This window comes from Bacteroides sp. CAG:189 (assembly GCF_000432295.1).
In the GTDB taxonomy this organism is placed as follows: Bacteria; Bacteroidota; Bacteroidia; order Bacteroidales; family Bacteroidaceae; genus Bacteroides; species Bacteroides salyersiae.
The window spans coordinates 1-18,837 of the sequence record NZ_HF991073.1; the positions used below are offsets into that span (position 1 = coordinate 1).

An 18,837-nucleotide genomic window follows, 5' to 3' on the forward strand; every position below is an offset into this window, starting at 1 on the left:
GCAGCCCATTGGCACATTGGCATATTGGCACATTGACACATTATTAATTGGCACATTATTATTATTCATTTGTTTATCATTTCCGCTTTCTTCGTTTGCCCAAAGCGGAGAAATTGAAAAAACAGTTGCAGTAGCAGATAGCTTGCAAACGAAAAAGCGTCCCAATGGATTCATAAGGGCTTTCAATTATCTGTTTAATCCCAATGATATCGATACGACTTATATCGGGCCCAACCGATATAACTATGCTTTAATGCTGGATCATTTCACGAATTACGAATATTACGCCATAGGCAGTAATACTCCCGAATCACAACGATTGCGGTTCTCTCCCAATCCGCGCAACAAGATCGGCCCTTACTTCGGTTGGCGATGGATCTTCTTAGGATGGTCTATCGACACGGACGGACTTTACGGCAAGCAAAAAGGAAAAAGAAAAGGTACGGAATTCGATTTGAGCCTTTACAGCGCCAAGTTAGGAGTGGATATCTTCTACCGTCGCACGGGTAACGATTATAAAATACATAAAGTGACCGGCTTCGATGATATTGCCAGTGACTATTCCGAAAGCTTTGACGGTCTGAAAGTAGACATGAAAGGGTTAAATCTCTTCTATGTATTCAACTACCGCCGCTTCTCTTATCCGGCGGCTTTCAGCCAAAGTACCAACCAAAGACGAAGTGCCGGTTCAATGATCGCCGGTTTCTCTATCTCCACACATGATCTGAACTTCGATTATACCCGATTGCCGCAGGCTATCCAAGGAAGTATGAACGAGGATATGAAAGTAGAACATATCAAATATACCAACATCAGCCTCACGTTTGGATATGCCTACAACTGGGTATTTGCCCGTAATTGGCTGGCCTGCCTTTCGCTCACTCCCGCCGTAGCCTACAAGACATCACGCATCGAAAAGATAGAATCACAAACCAATGATTGGTACAAAAACTTCAACATTGATTTTATCCTGCGTGCAGGAGTGGTTTATAACAACAGTAAATACTTTGCCGGCACTTCTTTCGTCGGCAGATCATATGACTATTACCGGGATAATTTCTCGATGAACAACGGTTTCGGTACATTACAGGTATATGCCGGATTCAACTTCTATCTGAAGAAACAATACCGGAAGAAGAAATAACACCTTATTCCACCAGCCAACAGCTGATATTCCGGGTAGCGGCACTGAACTCTACTCCCATTTTTACAATCTCACACCTATCAGTCCCCTAAAATGTACATATAACCAAAACAGAGAAGTTGAGAAAAATTTCAGAATTAACAATATGTATTATACTGCTTAACCATAACGGTTACTTTTCATAACCAAATAACATCCACTCAATATAACTTAAATTAAATATAGATTATCTTGATAAAATAAATCAAGTGAAGTACGAAACTAAAATAGAAAACATTCAAAAACACATAATGTAATTATGATTTTATCTCAAAAATTGTTGTATTTTTGTTGATGACATAAATTCATTACAGAACAACATTATTTATTGTTATTACCAAACCCTATTTACAATATTATGGAAAATAGAACTATCTTATATTTATTCTGTTTCCTTATATTACTAACATCCTCTTGTTCTATTAATAAAACAATAATATTGGAAACACCATTTGTTACAGTTGTAAAGCTGATAGATGCAGAGCAGGCATTAGATTTAGAAGATGCAAAACAGTACATTGATGTAATTCAAGTATATACAAAATTAGGATCTGAAAATCCGGAAGAAGATTGGAAAAAACTAATAATGTTTAAGAACAATCTTGGCAAAGATAAAAAATTCACAAACACTTTTGGATATAGGAATTACAATATAGAAGAAACTGTTAATGGTAATAATGCGAGTGTTTCTTTTAAAGCAAAAGATGACAACATAAGCATTAAAACGATAACTTACGGATTAGAAAAACGCCAAAACAAATGGGTAGTAATTTCTATTGATTATTCGAAACGCAAAAGTATCCTCCAAAAATAGATTATTAGCGATGTGTTAATATCGCATCACTAATAAACATCGGTCGTTCATTAGCTCAGGGACGAGGGCAGGTAAATCAACATACCGATGCAATTTTGACGGAAAACTTAATCTTACGTGTTATGGGAATTAATTATATTAATAATGGTAGCAATCATGGACCAAGAGTTATTATTCCGAATCCATCTGCCCTACCTGGATTTAGATAAAATGTAGTATGAGAATTCTTTCATCTATTCTATTGATATCTTTTGTAATTCCAGTTTGGTTATCTGGGCAAGTTAATGCCCAGACTATTAATATTTATGATGAATACACGGCTGGTAGGCGAACCATCAAAGAAATTATTATCAATAATAATCTGGAAGATAAATTAATAGGTTACTCTTATTGTGGTTATTTCATTAGTCAGTCACTCTTTCTCATTATCAAGGAAGGAGATTCTTTTTTTGAAGTATATCAAGGAGAACAAGATAAAGGTATTCTGAATACTTATAAATTTGAATTAACAGATAAACGGTTAGATTCTTTGTTTTCATGGGGCAAGAATGATGAGGTAATATACGATATTCGATCCTCTGAATATTTCACCATTTATTATTACTTTGTATTGTATGATAAGAATCATAATAAAAAATTAGAGTTCAATATATCGACAATGGCTGCATACAAAAATGCTCAAAAATCCAGAAAACTCCGCAAATTATTGCCATTTACAAAAGAACAGCAAACACTTATTTGGAAATTAATCAATTACTTTTAAAAACTTAGAAGAGTACACTATAACGTCTAAAATCAATTACCATGCAGGTTTTGGCATTTCAAAACAAATAGAGACCACCTTCATAAGTACAATATTGTCATTTATGAAAAACAAAATACCTTATCATAATATGATTAATCTAAAAGTAGAGTTGTACACAACGAACTCCTTCACCGGGATTGGTCTCTTCAGACTTGCGCATATCAATCCTAAATTCTTCCATTGTTGATTTTAGCTTTGTGAATATCGGTAATCGCTTGGTGAAACGCCCGTTATTTTCTTGAAGACAAAACTGAAATATTGTACATTCGGATAACCTAATTGCCGGGCAACAACGGTGGACGTTGTACCGGATTCCATCAACATTCGTTTGGCAACCTCCAGTCGTTTGAATTGGAAATACTGTTCCAAAGTCTTACCCGTTTCAAATTTCAGCAAGTCCGTAAAGTAAGCAGAAGAGAGGTTGAGTCTTTCCGCGAAATAATCGGGTGCAGGGAGTTTCCCGTTTTGCAATTTTCCAGAACCTATATAATCCTCAAGTAACTGCTCCATTTTTTTCAGAATAGCCTTATTCTTGTTTTCACGGGTGATAAACTGACGTTCATAGTAACGAGTGCAGTAATCCAGCAATAATTCGATATGCCGTGAAAGGATAGTCCTGCTATGCGTATCAATCGAATGATGCAGTTCTTCCTCTATATTCCAAAGACAACAAGTAACTTTCTCCGTTTCACGCTGCGACAGATGCAGTGCTTCTTCTTTATGATAGTAGAAAAATGTGTAATTATTAATATGGTTCCTCAATGTGGTCTGAAACAACAAGTCCGGGTGAAATACTAACAGAAAGCCTTTACCGGGTAAGGTTTTTTCCTCGTTCATACGGAAAACTTCACCCGGTTTAAGAAATACCATTGTCGCATTGGAATAATCATAATATTTCCGGCCGCAACATGAACATTCATCCGGACAGTCTTCTATCAGCAAGATAGCGTAGAACTCGAACTTAACAGTATTCTGCTCCAGACACGGATTCTCCAGATTAATAAGGCTCACCTGAGGATGCAATGTCTTGCAGTCCAAACAACGGTTACATTCATGCACGGTATTAAAGTCCAATGTATTTTTCTTCTCCATATTCTTCTCACTGATTATTCGGTACACGGTATTCATTAGGAGTGCACCCCACCCGCTTTTTGAACAGACGACAAAAGTGCTGCGGGTATTGGAATCCCGGCGAATAGGCAATCTGGCTGACGGTATCCTCTGTACCGCCCATACGTTCCTTTGCCATTCCGATCACTTTCTCCTGAATGTGTTCCTGTGGTATCCTGCCGGGTGGCTTCATTCAAATCGATTGCACTGACCAACGGATTCAAAGTTTCAAAACCGTACAATTTGTGGTATTGGTCTACACTGCCCAAGTTGAATATCTTATCCATAATTATTGCTATTTAATCCTCAAAAGTACCTCGGTTGCATATCAATTACAAAAGTACAAGATAATCCTGTCACTCCGACAACCTTAATTACGGATTGTATAACCCCAGTTACAGATTACATATAATCTCCTTGTATCAGTATCATAAAATCTGTAATTGAGGTCTAAATAATCGGATTCAACTTCTATCTAAAAAAGAAATACAAGAAGAAAAATAACACTTTATTCCACCAGCCACCGGCTGATATTCCGGGTGGCGGCACTGAACTCTACTCCCACTTTTACAACCTCACGCCCATCAGACAGATAAGGAATCAAGTATCCCTTATCATCTATCTGCTGCAAAGCCTGTTCTGCAGTACCGTTCAGCTTGAACTCGAATACATAAATATATTTAGGAGTTTTTACGACAGCATCCGCACGGCCGCAAGCACTACGTACTTCCGCTTCGGTAAACTGCCCCATTAATTTAAATACCAAATAGAAAATGACCTGATAATAACGTTCCTTTTCTTCGTTCAGTTCATAAGAGAAATCAGCAAAGAAAGCCTTTAAACGGGTAAGAAAGGCAGGAACATCACCACTTTCTAATTCTTGAATAAACTTACCTATATAGAAACGACGCTCCCCATCCGGTATAGGAGTATAAAAGGGCAGAATAAAGTTCATAAAGCCATACTTCACCTCATCATTCGGAAATCCCAAACGATATACCTTAAAACGTTTATCATACTCTTTTATCGTCAGATAACCACTTTGATAAATCAACGGAATAGGATTTTCCGCATCAGCACGATATTCGGAAAAAGCAGCAGAAGAAGCTTCCACGCCGTCAATCAGAACCCGAAGATCGTAATCACTTTGCTTGAGCAACTCTACAAGAAAAGTAGGTGTCCCGGTCTGAAACCAATAATCATTGAATTCCTTTGCTTTCAACGCATTGAGCACACTGAACGGATTGAAGACTCCCTCACCGGCCGGATGGAAAAGGTAACCGTCATACAAACGCGTCATCTCATCCACCGTTTCTTCATAAGACAACTCGCTGACCTTACCGAGAACCTCCAGTTCCGGACGAAAAACAGCCGTCAGCTCCTCTTTCGTTATACCGCAAACAGTGGCATAGTCATACCATAAACTTATATCCTGCAACTGGTTCAAGTCACTAAATACACTGACTTGTGCAAACTTTGTTACCCCCGTCAGAAAAGCAAAACGCAAGTAACGGTCGGCACTCTTCAGTACACCGTAAAAGGCTTTTAGAGTATCCCGGAATTCAGAAAGTAACGGCTCATTCCGCATAGCTTGAAGTAACGGCTTGTCGTATTCATCGATCAAGACAACAACATTCTTGCCAGTTGATTCTGCAGCACGACGAATAACTCCCATAAAACGATTGGACAAAGTCAATTCATCGTCTCCTTTTCCATATTTAGCCTCCCACTGAGTAAGGTGATTGCTAAGAATAGCATGTAGTCCTTTCGGAGAATCATACTTTTCGGCATTCAAATCAAGATGCAGCACCGGATAAGTATTCCATTCCTTTTCCAGTTTCTCTATGGCCAAACCCTCAAAAAGTTCTTTTCTCCCTTCAAAGTAAGCTTCGAAAGTAGACAACAACAAACTTTTACCAAAACGGCGGGGACGGCTTAAAAAATAAGGTTTTCCCGTATTAGCCATCCTCCAAACTAATTCAGTCTTGTCCACATAAAGATATCCTTCTTTACGAATATCCTCAAAAGTCTGTATTCCTATAGGAAGTTTACGATTCAAATCAATCATAAGGCCGTTGTTTTAATAATGAAAATACTTAAACGCAAAGATACACTTTTCTGTTCAATATCAGGATGCAGATGAAAGAAAGAAAAAAAGAAAGCGTAGGGCCTGTTCAAATTTTCCTCAGCATTATTTAAGCAGGCTCTACATAGATTCAAAAGATTCTTTGTACATTTGCCGCGTTCAAAAAAAACATTTGCTGCATTCTGAAAAAATAAAGAAAGAGAATGAAAACCATCCGCCATACCCATAAACCTGTTGTCCGCTTCCGCTGTTGGAGCCGGAAAGGGTATGCTGCCTTTGCCAGCCTGGGGCGCCAGGTCACTATCGGGCAACTGCATCTCAACGTGACGGAACGTTCACTCTCCAAACAGAAAGCGGCTCAAACAATCCCATTCAATTTATTTATGACTATTGAAGAAATGAAAGACCAGGTGCTGGGCGGTATCGATATAACGCCCGAGCAAGCAGCCTGGCTGGCTAATACAGCCGATAAAGAGGCGCTCTATGCAGCTGCCCATGAGATTACCGTGGCCCGTGCACAGCACGAATTCGACATGTGTTCCATCATCAATGCCAAGTCCGGACGCTGCCCGGAAAACTGTAAATGGTGTGCGCAATCTTCCCACTACCAAACCCAAGCGGAGGTATACGACCTCGTCAGTAAAGATGAATGCCTCCGACAAGCACAATACAATGAAGCACAAGGCGTAGCCCGATTCTCCCTCGTCACCAGCGGACGAAAACCCTCTCCGAAACAACTTACTCTGCTTTGCGACTCCGTCCGCCACATGCGACGGCATTCCTCTATCCGGTTGTGCGCTTCATTAGGCCTGCTGGAAGAAAATGAACTTCGTGCTTTGTATGACGCCGGTGTCACCCGCTATCATTGCAACCTGGAAACAGCTCCTTCCTATTTTCCCCGGCTTTGCTCTACCCATACGCAAGAGCAGAAACTCACTACCCTGCACGCCGCACGGCAAGTAGGCATGGACATCTGTTGCGGAGGTATTATCGGCATGGGAGAAACGATGGAACAACGCATCGAATTCGCCTTTACTCTCAAAGAACTCGGAGTACAGTCCATCCCGATCAATCTGCTCAGCCCCATTCCGGGAACTCCCCTCGAACATACGTCTTCCTTAAGCGAAGAAGAAGTCTTAACCGCTATCGCACTTTTCCGCTTTATTAATCCGACAGCCTATCTCCGCTTCGCAGGAGGGCGTTCGCAGCTCTCACCGGAAACGATGAAACGTGCGCTGCACATCGGCATCAATTCGGCGATCGTGGGAGATCTGCTGACTACCCTCGGTTCGAAGGTGTCGGAAGACAAACAAATGATCCGGGAAGCCGGATATGAACTTCCGTCTTCACCATTTGACCGTGAACACCTATGGCATCCATACACCTCGACCACTCACCCACTGCCGGTATACAAAGTGGCACGGGCGGATGGGGCAACAATTACCTTGAGCGACGGAACTGTACTCGTCGAAGGGATGTCTTCATGGTGGTGTGCCGTGCACGGATACAACCATCCGGTGCTGAACAACGCGGCACAGGAACAGCTGGCGAAGATGTCGCATGTGATGTTTGGCGGACTCACCCATGATCCCGCTATCGAACTGGGCAAGCTGCTGTTGCCGCTGGTTCCTCCTTCCATGCAGAAAATATTCTATGCAGACTCCGGCTCGGTGGCAGTAGAAGTGGCCTTGAAAATGGCCGTGCAATATTGGTATGCTGCCGGGAAAGCGGAAAAGAGCAATTTCGTTACCATCCGCAACGGGTATCATGGAGATACATGGAATGCCATGTCCGTCTGCGATCCGGTGACCGGTATGCATTCTCTGTTCGGCTCGGCCCTGCCTATCCGCTATTTCGTACCACAACCGAAATCGCGTTTCGACGGAGAGTGGAACCCCGAAGATATCCTGCCCTTGAAAAAAGTGATAGAAGAACATGCCGGCGAACTGGCGGCACTTATCCTCGAACCCATCGTACAAGGGGCAGGCGGCATGTGGTTTTACCATCCCCAATATCTCCGGGAAGCCGAAAAGCTGTGTCGCGAACACGGAATACTAATCATCTTCGACGAGATAGCCACCGGATTCGGCCGTACAGGGAAGCTCTTCGCATGGGAACACGCAGGAGTAGAACCGGATATCATGTGTATCGGTAAAGCATTGACGGGAGGTTATATGACTCTGTCCGCCGTGCTGACCACCAATGAAGTAGCGGACAAAATCTCCAATCATGCCCCCGGAGCTTTTATGCACGGCCCCACTTTCATGGGAAATCCGTTGGCATGTGCGGTAGCTTGCGCATCGGTAAAGCTATTATTAGAATCCGGATGGCAAAAGAAGGTACAATGCATTGAGGAACAATTGAAACGGGAACTGGCCCCGGCACGTGCACTCTCTTCCGTAGCCGATGTACGGATATTGGGAGCCATCGGAGTGATCGAAACCCGACAACCGGTAGACATGGCCTATATGCAACAACGGTTCATAGAAGAAGGTATCTGGGTTCGGCCTTTCGGTAAGCTGGTATACCTGATGCCGCCATTCATCATCACACCGGAACAATTAACCCGACTGACAAACGGAATTGTAAAAATAATGAATAATTTGCCAATGTGTCAATGTGCCAATGAGAGAATGAAGAAATAAAAAATGGAAGAATGAAAGAATAAAAGAAATATAATATCCAATCTCCACCATATGGCACATCCTTTTTCATAGCGCAGCCCATTGGCACATTGGCATATTGGCACATTAAATAATTATTATATATGATCCTCATCGAACAAATGCAACAGGAATTGCAGGAACTGGAAGCAAAGAGTAACCTGCGAAAATTGCCCGGTATCCTGCACGAAGGACGGGACGTTATTGTAAACGGACAACGGATGCTGAACCTCTCATCAAACGATTATTTAGGGTTGGCAAACGATATAGAGTTGCGTAGGGATTTTTTGGAAACACTGACACCGGAAACATTCCTGCCTACTTCCTCTTCCTCACGTCTGCTGACGGGAAACTTCACAGCCTGCGAACAGTTGGAGCAACAACTCGCTACGGCTTTCGGTACGGAAGCGGCACTGGTATTCAACAGCGGATACCATGCCAATACGGGTATCCTTCCGGCTGTAAGCAATGCCCGGACACTGATTTTAGCAGATAAGCTGGTACATGCCAGCCTAATAGACGGTATACGTTTGTCGGCAGCCAAAAGCATCCGGTACCGGCACAACCAATACGACCAGTTGGAACGGTTGATAGAAATAAACCACACGGAATATGAACGGATCATCATCGTCACGGAAAGCATCTTCAGCATGGACGGAGACGAAGCGGATCTCCGCGAACTGGTTCGTCTGAAAAAAAAATATGCTAACGTATGGCTGTATGTAGACGAAGCACACGCTTTCGGAGTACGCGGGGACAAAGGACTGGGATGTACGGAAGAACAGGAATGCATCTCTGACATCGACTTTCTGGTAGGTACATTCGGCAAGGCATTGGCATCGGCAGGCGCTTACATTGTCTGCCGGAAAGTGATACGGGAATATCTCGTCAATAAAATGCGTACTTTTATCTTTACAACTGCACTGCCGCCTGTAATCATTCAGTGGACCTCTTTCGTATTCACCCGTCTGCCCAATTTCCGACAGAGACGTGAAAAGCTGCAATTGGTAAGCAGTAAGCTCAAAGAAGTATTGGAACACAAAGGATACGTCTGCCCCTCAAGCAGCCATATCATACCTATGATCACAGGAGAAAGCAGCATAGCCGTCCGGAAAGCGGAAGAGTTACAGCGTAAAGGTTTTTATGCCTTGCCCGTCCGTCCGCCTACGGTACCGGAAGGAACATCACGCATCCGCTTTTCATTAACAGCAGAAATAAGTGAAGAAGAGATAGTAAGATTGACCACTTAACACAAGAATTGATGAAACAATATATCTATACGCCATCGCTGTATACCCACACAGCACCGTCGCATATCCATACGTCGCCTCCGCAAGAACCTCCGCGCCTTTTACTTTTTTTTGCAGGCTGGGGAATGGATGAACATCCCTTTTTACAATATGCTCCCCCAGACAGTGACTTTATGATCTGCTATGACTATCGGACACTTGATTTCGACACCTCCCCTTTAACCGGTTACACCGTCATCGATGTAGTGGCATGGTCGATGGGAGTTTGGGCCGCTTCACAAGTTCTGTCAAAGGTTTCACTACCCATTCGCAGACGCATTGCCATTAACGGTACCCCTTTTCCTATTGACGAGAAGCGGGGCATCCCGCCCGCTATCTTCATGGGTACGTTGGAGGGGCTGAACGAAGCATCCCTCCGAAAATTCCAACGCAGGATGTGTGCGGACGGAAACGTTTTTGCCCGCTTTCAGCTTACAGCCCCCGAACGAAGCATAGAAGAACTGAAAGAAGAACTTGCTGCCGTCGCAGAACAATACCGAATGCTCCCTACCGGAACATTTGCATGGGAACAGGCTATTATCGGTGAGAGTGATCGTATTTTTCCTCCCACTAACCAGCGCGCAGCCTGGAAAGGAATTTCCATGTCTAATATAGACGGAAACGAAGCCCACTATGACGAATCCCTCTTTATCAAGTATCTGAAAGAAATATGAATAAAGCCCTGATAGCCGAACGCTTCTCAAAAGCCATCGGCACTTATGCCCAGAAAGCAGACATACAACAACAAATAGCGGAAAAGATGACCTGCCTATTACAGCAACATCTCCCGGCAACTCCTTTCAATAAGGTAGTGGAATTCGGCTGCGGCACCGGAAACTATTCCCGCCTGCTTTATCACACCTTACAACCGAAACAGTTTTTCCTGAACGACCTCTGCAACGGAATGCAGGCCTGCTGCCACGATCTGCTCGATCAAGGTGCCATATTCCTCACCGGAGATGCCGAAACACTCGACTTCCCCGAAGATACGGAACTGCTGACCTCCTGTTCTACCCTACAATGGTTCGAAAGTCCGGAAAATTTCTTCCACCGTTGCCACCACCGCCTAAGCAGGAATGGCTACCTCGCAATCACCACTTTCGGGCAGGAAAACATGAAAGAAATACGCAGCGTGACCGGACAAGGACTTCCTTACCGCTCGCTTTCGGAACTCGAAGCAGCACTCACCCCTCACTACGACCTCATTCATTCGGAAGAGGAGAGACTGCATCGTTCTTTTCCCTCCCCCCTGCAAGTGCTTTACCATCTGAAAGAGACAGGAGTGACGGGAACCGGAAAACAGCACTGGACCCGGCGCGAACTAAACCGTTTTTGTGAAGAGTACATCCGCTTGTTTGGCGACAACCAATCCGTACCTCTCACTTATCACCCGATTTATATCATTGCAAAAAAAAGAAGCCTCTCCCCCGACCCCTCCCCAAAGGGAGGGGAGGAGGAGAATGTATTGTAAACCATTAAGCTAATAACAACTATCAATTTATAAAACAACAACTATTAATTTATAAAACAATACTCTCCCCCTCTCCCCTCCCTTCGGGGAGGGGCCGGGGGAGAGGCCCACAGAAACAATGAAACAGAATGTATTTTTTGTCTCCGGTATCGATACAGATGCCGGAAAAAGCTACGCCACCGGATTCCTGGCTCGTGAACTCACCCAAAAAGGCAACCGGACGATCACACAAAAATTTATCCAAACGGGGAATGTCGGCCATTCCGAAGACATCGACCTGCACCGCCGCATCATGGGCATCCCCCCTACCGAAGAGGACCGCGCAGGACTTACCATGCCCGAAATCTTCTCTTACCCTGCTTCCCCGCATCTCGCTTCCCGGCTGGACGGACGCGCCATCGACTTCAATAAAATGGAACAGGCCACAGCCGAGCTCAGTCGCCGATATGACACCGTTCTGCTGGAAGGTGCCGGCGGACTTATGGTACCGTTGACCGAAGACCTGCTCACAATCGACTATATAGTACAAAAAAAATACCCGCTTATCTTTGTCACATCCGGCAAATTAGGAAGCATCAATCATACACTGCTCAGCTTCGAAGCCATACGCCACCGGGGAATCCGTCTCGACACCGTGATGTACAATCTTTACCCCACCGTAGCAGATAAAACGATACAGGAGGACACCTTGATATTTATCCGGAAACAGATGGAAAAATATTTCCCGGATGCACAATTCATACTTGTACCGGAAATATAGAATTAATTGCTTATCTTTACAACCTGTATCCCCGGCTGTCTGCAATGACAGCCGAATCTGTAATGATAACCGGATCTACAATAATAACCGGACAGAGATAACAGCCAGACAGAGATAACAGCCGGATTATAAAAAGCAATATCGGCATAAAAGCAATATCAGTATGAGAAAAATAATACTTTCGGTAAGCATTCTGCTCTCTTGCACCTCTTTATTGAAAGCGCAAGAATCCTCTGCCACCAAAGTTTTCGAATACCGGCCGGCACCCGGACAGTTCATCAACCTCTTGCCCGCCTACGCAAACGGAGATAATGAACAAACGATCTGCAACAAATGTCTGGAGGCTTTCAAAACAACCCAACTGGTCAGTTTGGGAGGCTTCGGGGGATACATCGTTGTGGGATTCGACCACAGCATCATCAATGTGCCCGGTGAGTATGACTTCAAAATAGATGCCAATGCCATGGACGGCCCCTACGGCATTTCATCGGAACCCGGCATTGTATTGGTATCCGTAGACTCCAACCGTAACGGACTTCCGGACGATGAATGGTACGAGTTGAAAGGCTCGGAATACAATAACCCGCAAAGTATCAAGAATTACACGGTGACTTACACCAAGCCCGACCGAAACGATGAAGACATCAAGTGGATCGATAATAAAGGGGAAAGCGGAGTCATCCAATATATGGGTTCACAAGGACATAAGCAAGCCCACTACCCTCTATGGATTAGCGAGCGGACACTGACCTTTACAGGAACACGGTTACCGGATAATGCGGTAAAAATCAGTAGCAATCCGGAAAAGTGGAAACAAGTAGCTTATGCATACGGCTATGCCGATAACAAACCGAATAATACCGATGGTGCCAAATTCAAAATCGACTGGGCAGTGAACGAAAAAGGAGAAACTGTTTCCCTCGATAAAATAGACTTTATCAAAATATATACTGCCGTAAACCAGCAATGCGGATGGCTCGGCGAATTATCTACCGAAATCTTGTCGATAGACGACCTGCATCCGACAGCCACTTCTATCCATTCTTACGATCTGAACTCCGAAATCGACTACCGGGACGGAAATCTGACAGTCACAAGCAAACGTGAATGTACTTTAGAAATTTATAACCTGCAAGGAATATTACTAAAATCAGAACGAATCGGTCAAGGAAAATCCACCCTACCTCTTCTGTTACCTAAAGGCATTTATCTGATCAGAACGGAAGAAACAAGCAGAAAACTTACTATAAACTAATTCAAAGGAAAATTAATTAAAGGGAGATGGGAGATTTGAGATGGGAGAAGTACTATGCAGCATGATAGCGCAGCCTACTTCTCCACTCTCCATCCTCCCATCTCCCTTTTTTCCTTCTCCCTTGAATTAATTATTTCACTGTAAACCGTTTCACAACTGTCTGTTCTGCGTTATACAGCTTCAAGAGATACATACCCTTTTCCAGACCGCCGACTACGATGGTGGCATCACCGGAATTGTTTTCCTGTATCAGTACTTTCGCACCACTTACAGCAATCACTTCGATGGTGTAATTTTCCAACTCAGTCACGATATTCAGCTTGTCGATAGCCGGAACCGGATAGATAGAAGTAGAAACACGAACGCGGTTACTTTCCATACCGATCGCTTTATTGACAGTAAGCGGAATCTGTACAAACTGTATCTTTCCTTTCTGAACGGCACTAACCAGCAACGACAGGGATGAACCGGCTTCCTTACCGGTAACCAACAGTTTTCCATCTTCCAATGTGATGGTTGCTACTTCATCATCAAACGGTTCTTCGATCTGATAGTCAATAGAAGCATCGGCATCATCAAAGGTAAAGAACTGAGCCAGATTGATAACCGTCTCCTCAAAACCGACATCCTGTTTAGCTCCTTGCTTCACTTCGCGATAACCGTTAAAGTCGTCCATACAGAAATAGGTCGGTGTAGTGAGTCCGTATGAATTCTGTTTCGTACCCTCCATCCGGAACGAAACTGCTTTCACCTTACCCAACGGACGAAGATCTACCCACTGCCAAGTATCCAGACAGTAATGATCGGCTTCTTTCTTCGAAGTATAATCAGCTAAATAATAATCCAGTGAAGTAGTCGTATTATCTACCGCCTTTCCTGTAATGATCAATTTCAGATAATCACCGGTTACGAAACCTCCGGCAACATCCGATTGTCCGTCCCCCTTCAGAACAGACTCTTTCACCCATGCCGTATTGGATACATAGAATCCACGAATGGAGTCTCCTTCGGCTTTATTATTCGTCACATCGATTGCATGAGGAATACCTGTATAGACATAAGAAACCGCGTAATTATCAGAATTGTGTCCGCTTCCTACCGCCGAACGATATTGGTCGCTCAAACCGGAATATTCCACAGATGTCTGATTGGAACATGCAAAACCCGACCAATAGGTAGATGTATGCCTATTGTTACTGAAAGCGTACGAACCGCTATAAAGTGTAGAGAAAGTTCCGTTACCGGCAAAATCATCTTCCCCTTCACCGTTCCAATAACTTTCTTCTTTCAGATAAACATCTTCGAAAGTAGCCGTATACGCATTACCTTCTACGGTAATCACTACCTCATCCGTATCCGTAGCTCCCCATGCATCGGTTACCGTCAACGTACATGCAGTTGTATTTTTAGCATCGAATGCATAAGAAACCTCCGTAGAAACCACTTCCTGCATAGCATTTTTCCACACATAGGTATAAGGTGCCACACCGGTAGAAACCGTAGCAGTCAGCGTCACGCGGTCTTTTTCCTGAACCGTCCGGTTGGCTATATAAACCAACAGGTCAAGAGGTTCGCCACTAAAGTTATCCAGATAAGCATCTCCCGCAGAAGTCATTTCGATCTTCGTTATCAGACCCTTATCCTTCAAATTGCTGAATACCCATTTACCATCCGTTGCTCCTAAAGTAAAGGTCTGTTTCTGATCTGCTTCATCATAAACATCCATTGTCACCGGTTCACCGGCTTTCAGAAAGAATCCGGTCAAAGGAATCCCCTTATCGGAATTGGTGAAAGTAATGGTTCCTTTGGTTCCTATCTTAGCTACCTTCTTACCAACGACTACCGTATCGTCCGCATCTTCTACCGTAAATCCGGAGAACTTGGCAGTTCCGTCTTCAAAGTCGCCCTCAACGGCAGTAACCTTCTCGAAAGTAGAAACTGCGGTCGGTGTATAGGTAGTGGTGAACACGTCACTGGCAATTACTTCGGAACTGACCTCTTTCAGATTCTGCAGAACCACATAAAGTATGTATTCCGTCTGATTTGCCAAACTGCTCAGAACAACAGAAGCCTCTTTTCCCTTTCTCAGTTGCAGTACCTGTTCGGAAGCCAAAACTTCTTCCTGCGTCGGTGCAACCGCTGTTTTTTCCTTCACTAACAGGAATGCTTTTCCGCTCAGATCGACTTTCAATACGGCAGTAGCTTCCTCGTGCGTAATGTTACTGAAAGAAGGATAGCCCTCTACCAGAACCGGAGTATTATCGGAAACATCACCGTATTCATAGGCACCGATGGTAGGAGTCTGCTCATCGCGGACAGTACCGTTCAAGTCCGTCGTTACAAATGCCAACGGCTTCGCATTCTTCAAATTACCGGTTTGTGCAGGTTCGAGTACTGTTTCCGAAAGGAAAGACGTTTGTTCGTTGTAGCTGTCCTTTTCTCCGGAAAGTACTTTCCAGGCCTCAAAATCATTGACGGCAGTACCGGCATAGGCAAATGCAGTACCGGAAGTATAGGTCATATTGTTGGAGAAAACGATTCCGGTGAAATAATCCTTACTGTAAATCCGGTAAACATGCCCGGTCGCTTCGTTTTGCAGAATATTATTCCGAACCGCACCATTGCTTATGCTGCTATTGATAAACAGAGCTGCAGAAGAATTGTACACACCGGTCAGCCTCACCGTATTATAAACGATATTCAAGTTAGTAGACACTTCTTTACTACCGACTTTTATACCATAGAAAGAACTGTAAGCTCCCGCATTTGCATTGCAAACGATGTTTATTTCATTATTATGAATGCTTCCCGGAGCTTCCTGACCGGCTTTTATATACTCGGTATATATACCGGTGGCGTCTTTGGAAGTAGCAAGATTTATGATATTATCCGCAATGATACACTGTTCAAATCCCCTTCTCATATCGAGTGCAGTGTAAGACGCAGTAGCCCGGTCGTTATAAAATTCATTACCGGTAACAGAATAAGCTTTCATTCCTTGCAGATAAATCGCTTTAGCACCTTGATTACGGAAAGTATTGTTCCGGACACAAGCTCCTGCCTCATAAGACGGAGTATTGATCCAACTGGCCCCTAAAGACATTCCTTTGTTAGCTCCTTCCAAAAGACAATTCTCAACAACCAGATAGTCGTTCGTATCGGCAGCTATATTACGGCTATACGTTTCGATCAAAGACATGTCTGCCGACATTTCCGTATACAGATAACAATTCCTGACCGTCACATAACAACTGGCATCTTTCAAACGAACGATGGCCGGATAAGAGACATCCGAAGAAGTCACCGTCACCCCGTCCAATGTAAAATAATCCGCGCCTGCAACGGTGACTACACCATAGCCGGCATGTACTTTTTCATTCGAATCGACATCCGGAGCAATGTATCTGCCACCGACAATCTTCACATCACGGTAACTACCGCTTTTCGACTTAATGGTAATGGTGTTGACAGCAGATGTTCCCTTTATCTCCGCAATATTTACCACTTCATTGTAAGTTCCGTTCTCCAGTTCAAATACCACAGGACCGTCGATACCATCTTTCATGGCATTTACGGCATCCCCGATAGATGCATAATCGGCCTTGTCCGAAACACCGACCGTATAAGTACCTTTGAAACCTTCCACAATATACCCTTCGGCAGAAAACGGCTCTTCTATCTGAGTTTCGGTGCCCTGTGCCGTTACACTCACAGGTGTTGCCTTAATCGTATTTCCTGTCAAGGCATCTCCGGATATATCATAAACCAACCAGAATTTATAGATACCGGGTAAAGTAGCCGTGTAGTTTCCGTCAAACTGATAAGGCAGTTCTTTCAGTGTTTCACCATATTGATTCGTGTTCATAAATACGCTCACGGTATCCGTGCAATAAACTCTTGCCGAAGCAATATCCGTAGAGAATGAAGTGCCTTCATTGCTGAACTTCAAGGCATCGAGCGTGAATTCTCCTTTATCGCCTTTGATTTCCACATCTACACGAAGCATCACTGCATTAGCTCCTCTGAGGAAAGAACGTTCATTTACCGGAACAACTTTCAGTCCACCCAACGACAGAGGTTGTATCTCGTATTCGCTTACCTCTATTTCAAATCCATCGAGTCCGGTACTGGAACCGTAACTGGCTGTCTGGAAATACAGAGTTATCTTGCCATCTTCGGAGAATGAAACGACCTCCTGAGGATACTTGGTAGACTCGATCAGTAAATCTTCTTTATCCCCTTTTTCTCCTCCGTAATACACATACATCTTATCACTGCCACCGATATTCCATTTTTTCAATGTCAGTTTAAGCGTTTTTCCGGCATGTTCGGGTTCAAAAGTCACCGTTCCTTTAAAGCCGCGAGTGATACCACCCTCTACTCCGCCTTCGTCGTAGAACATCAGAGATTGAGAACCAACCTTGATTATTCCGTTCTCTCCGGATTTCATGACATAGATACTCTTTGTCACACGTTCCCCCGCAGGGTCACCGGATACCGGCTCTTTTACATCACCACTTACTTTCACAGATGTCAAAGCAGCATCGATGGATTGCTCGGCAGCAACATTCTCCTTCATATCATAAGCAATCCAATAATAAGAAGCTCCTTCAAGAAGTTCCAACGGATTGGTCAATGTCAGTTTCAAGGCAGCAGATGAAGCATCCGGAAGAGCTTCCGCTATGGGTGAAGCAAGGTTCAATACGCTATCCTTGCCCGATGTATATACGTACACCTTGCTTACTTTATCTTGGGCGCCTTTCATATTCAAGGTGATTTCTTCCAGTGAAAGAGGAGCCTTATCTCCGGCTGTCAGTATCTTAAAGCCGATAACCTCTTGATTGGCCGCTGCCGGAGAGGTAGGAATAACCTGGGTGCTTGCCTGAAAAGCATTCACCGAACTAAATTCCATCGGTACGGAAAGATATTCACGCACCTCGGCTTGCCAGCCTTTTGCCGTATAAGAAGCAGAAGTGGTCTTCGCATCAAATACAACGGTCAATGCTCCGTCTGCCGATTCCGAACGAAGAATACGTTCGGGACCTTTATCCTTGTCATCTGCCGTAGTCAATGACCAAAGCAGCTTACCCCCGGTTCCTTTTCCGCTATAAACTTCAAATTTAGCTCTTGGATAATAAGAAGAAGCAGTAGGATAATAATACAGATGAAAATCGCTGAATTCCAACTCTGCAATCATTCCTTTCGTCCCGGGAATAAAAGTCACGATCTGATCGCCCTCAACAGGATTATATCCATCATAGTATGAAGACGGATTCTTGGTACTGGCAAAGTCCCACGTTCCGAAAATGGTCTTTTCAAATGTACCGACCACTGAAAGATATTCATTCTTCACCGTTCGGAAACCTTCCGGATTACCGTTCGCTACTGCATGAGACTGTCC

12 protein-coding genes and 1 pseudogene are annotated in these 18,837 nt (G+C 43.9%); 9 read left to right on the forward strand and 4 right to left on the reverse strand.

Translation table 11 applies throughout. From position 1 onward, the window contains the following. Window positions 1–46: 46 nt before the first annotated feature. The 3 genes from QVP90_RS10190 to QVP90_RS10200 all read left to right on the forward strand — a co-directional run bounded on the left by QVP90_RS10190 (window position 47) and on the right by QVP90_RS10200 (window position 2,760). Window positions 47–1,144 carry a DUF4421 domain-containing protein gene (locus tag QVP90_RS10190; protein WP_195333637.1) on the forward strand — a complete coding sequence of 366 codons (1,098 nt, stop codon included), beginning with the start codon at window positions 47–49 and terminating at the stop codon, window positions 1,142–1,144. 478 nt (window positions 1,145–1,622) lie between these two features. Further along, a complete protein-coding gene (locus tag QVP90_RS10195) occupies window positions 1,623–1,997 on the forward strand; it encodes a hypothetical protein (protein WP_249932178.1) in 375 nt (124 codons plus the stop codon). Window positions 1,998–2,214: 217 nt separating this feature from the next. Further along, window positions 2,215–2,760, forward strand: a complete 546-nt coding sequence (locus QVP90_RS10200; protein WP_021936340.1) for a hypothetical protein — start codon at window positions 2,215–2,217, stop codon at window positions 2,758–2,760. A 231-nt stretch (window positions 2,761–2,991) separates the two neighbouring features. On the opposite strand, the gene QVP90_RS10205 is transcribed toward QVP90_RS10200, so the two are convergent. The 3 genes and pseudogenes from QVP90_RS10205 to QVP90_RS10215 all read right to left on the reverse strand — a co-directional run bounded on the left by QVP90_RS10205 (window position 2,992) and on the right by QVP90_RS10215 (window position 5,980). Beyond that, window positions 2,992–3,894 (reverse strand): helix-turn-helix domain-containing protein, encoded by a 903-nt coding sequence (locus QVP90_RS10205; protein WP_005930623.1) that lies wholly within the window; start codon window positions 3,892–3,894, stop codon window positions 2,992–2,994. Between the two features lie 7 nt (window positions 3,895–3,901). Continuing rightward, window positions 3,902–4,102, reverse strand: a pseudogene (locus QVP90_RS10210) (helix-turn-helix domain-containing protein); the annotation flags it as partial. Window positions 4,103–4,420: 318 nt separating this feature from the next. Then, the gene (locus QVP90_RS10215; protein ID WP_005930618.1) at window positions 4,421–5,980 is read right to left on the reverse strand and encodes an ATP-binding protein; all 1,560 of its coding nucleotides are present in this window, start codon (window positions 5,978–5,980) and stop codon (window positions 4,421–4,423) included. 221 nt (window positions 5,981–6,201) lie between these two features. On the opposite strand from QVP90_RS10215, the gene bioA reads away from it, so the two are divergent. The 6 genes from bioA to QVP90_RS10245 all read left to right on the forward strand — a co-directional run bounded on the left by bioA (window position 6,202) and on the right by QVP90_RS10245 (window position 13,436). Continuing rightward, a complete protein-coding gene (bioA, locus tag QVP90_RS10220; protein ID WP_021936342.1) occupies window positions 6,202–8,643 on the forward strand; it encodes an adenosylmethionine--8-amino-7-oxononanoate transaminase in 2,442 nt (813 codons plus the stop codon). A gap of 122 nt (window positions 8,644–8,765) precedes the next feature. Continuing rightward, entirely contained in the window at window positions 8,766–9,911 is a 1,146-nt protein-coding gene (locus QVP90_RS10225) for an 8-amino-7-oxononanoate synthase (protein WP_021936343.1), read from the forward strand. 11 nt (window positions 9,912–9,922) lie between these two features. Further along, a complete protein-coding gene (locus tag QVP90_RS10230; protein ID WP_021936344.1) occupies window positions 9,923–10,624 on the forward strand; it encodes a DUF452 family protein in 702 nt (233 codons plus the stop codon). After that, window positions 10,621–11,421, forward strand: a complete 801-nt coding sequence (gene bioC, locus QVP90_RS10235) for a malonyl-ACP O-methyltransferase BioC (RefSeq protein ID WP_007481817.1) — start codon at window positions 10,621–10,623, stop codon at window positions 11,419–11,421. Before QVP90_RS10230 ends, bioC begins: the two co-directional genes overlap by 4 nt. A 118-nt stretch (window positions 11,422–11,539) precedes the next feature. Then, window positions 11,540–12,181, forward strand: a complete 642-nt coding sequence (gene bioD / locus QVP90_RS10240; protein WP_021936345.1) for a dethiobiotin synthase — start codon at window positions 11,540–11,542, stop codon at window positions 12,179–12,181. A gap of 163 nt (window positions 12,182–12,344) precedes the next feature. Continuing rightward, the gene (locus QVP90_RS10245) at window positions 12,345–13,436 is read left to right on the forward strand and encodes a T9SS type A sorting domain-containing protein (protein WP_021936346.1); all 1,092 of its coding nucleotides are present in this window, start codon (window positions 12,345–12,347) and stop codon (window positions 13,434–13,436) included. 130 nt (window positions 13,437–13,566) lie between these two features. On the opposite strand, the gene QVP90_RS10250 is transcribed toward QVP90_RS10245, so the two are convergent. Continuing rightward, on the reverse strand, window positions 13,567–18,837 hold a 5,271-nt coding region (locus tag QVP90_RS10250), incomplete at its 5' end, for a DUF4465 domain-containing protein (protein WP_288204256.1).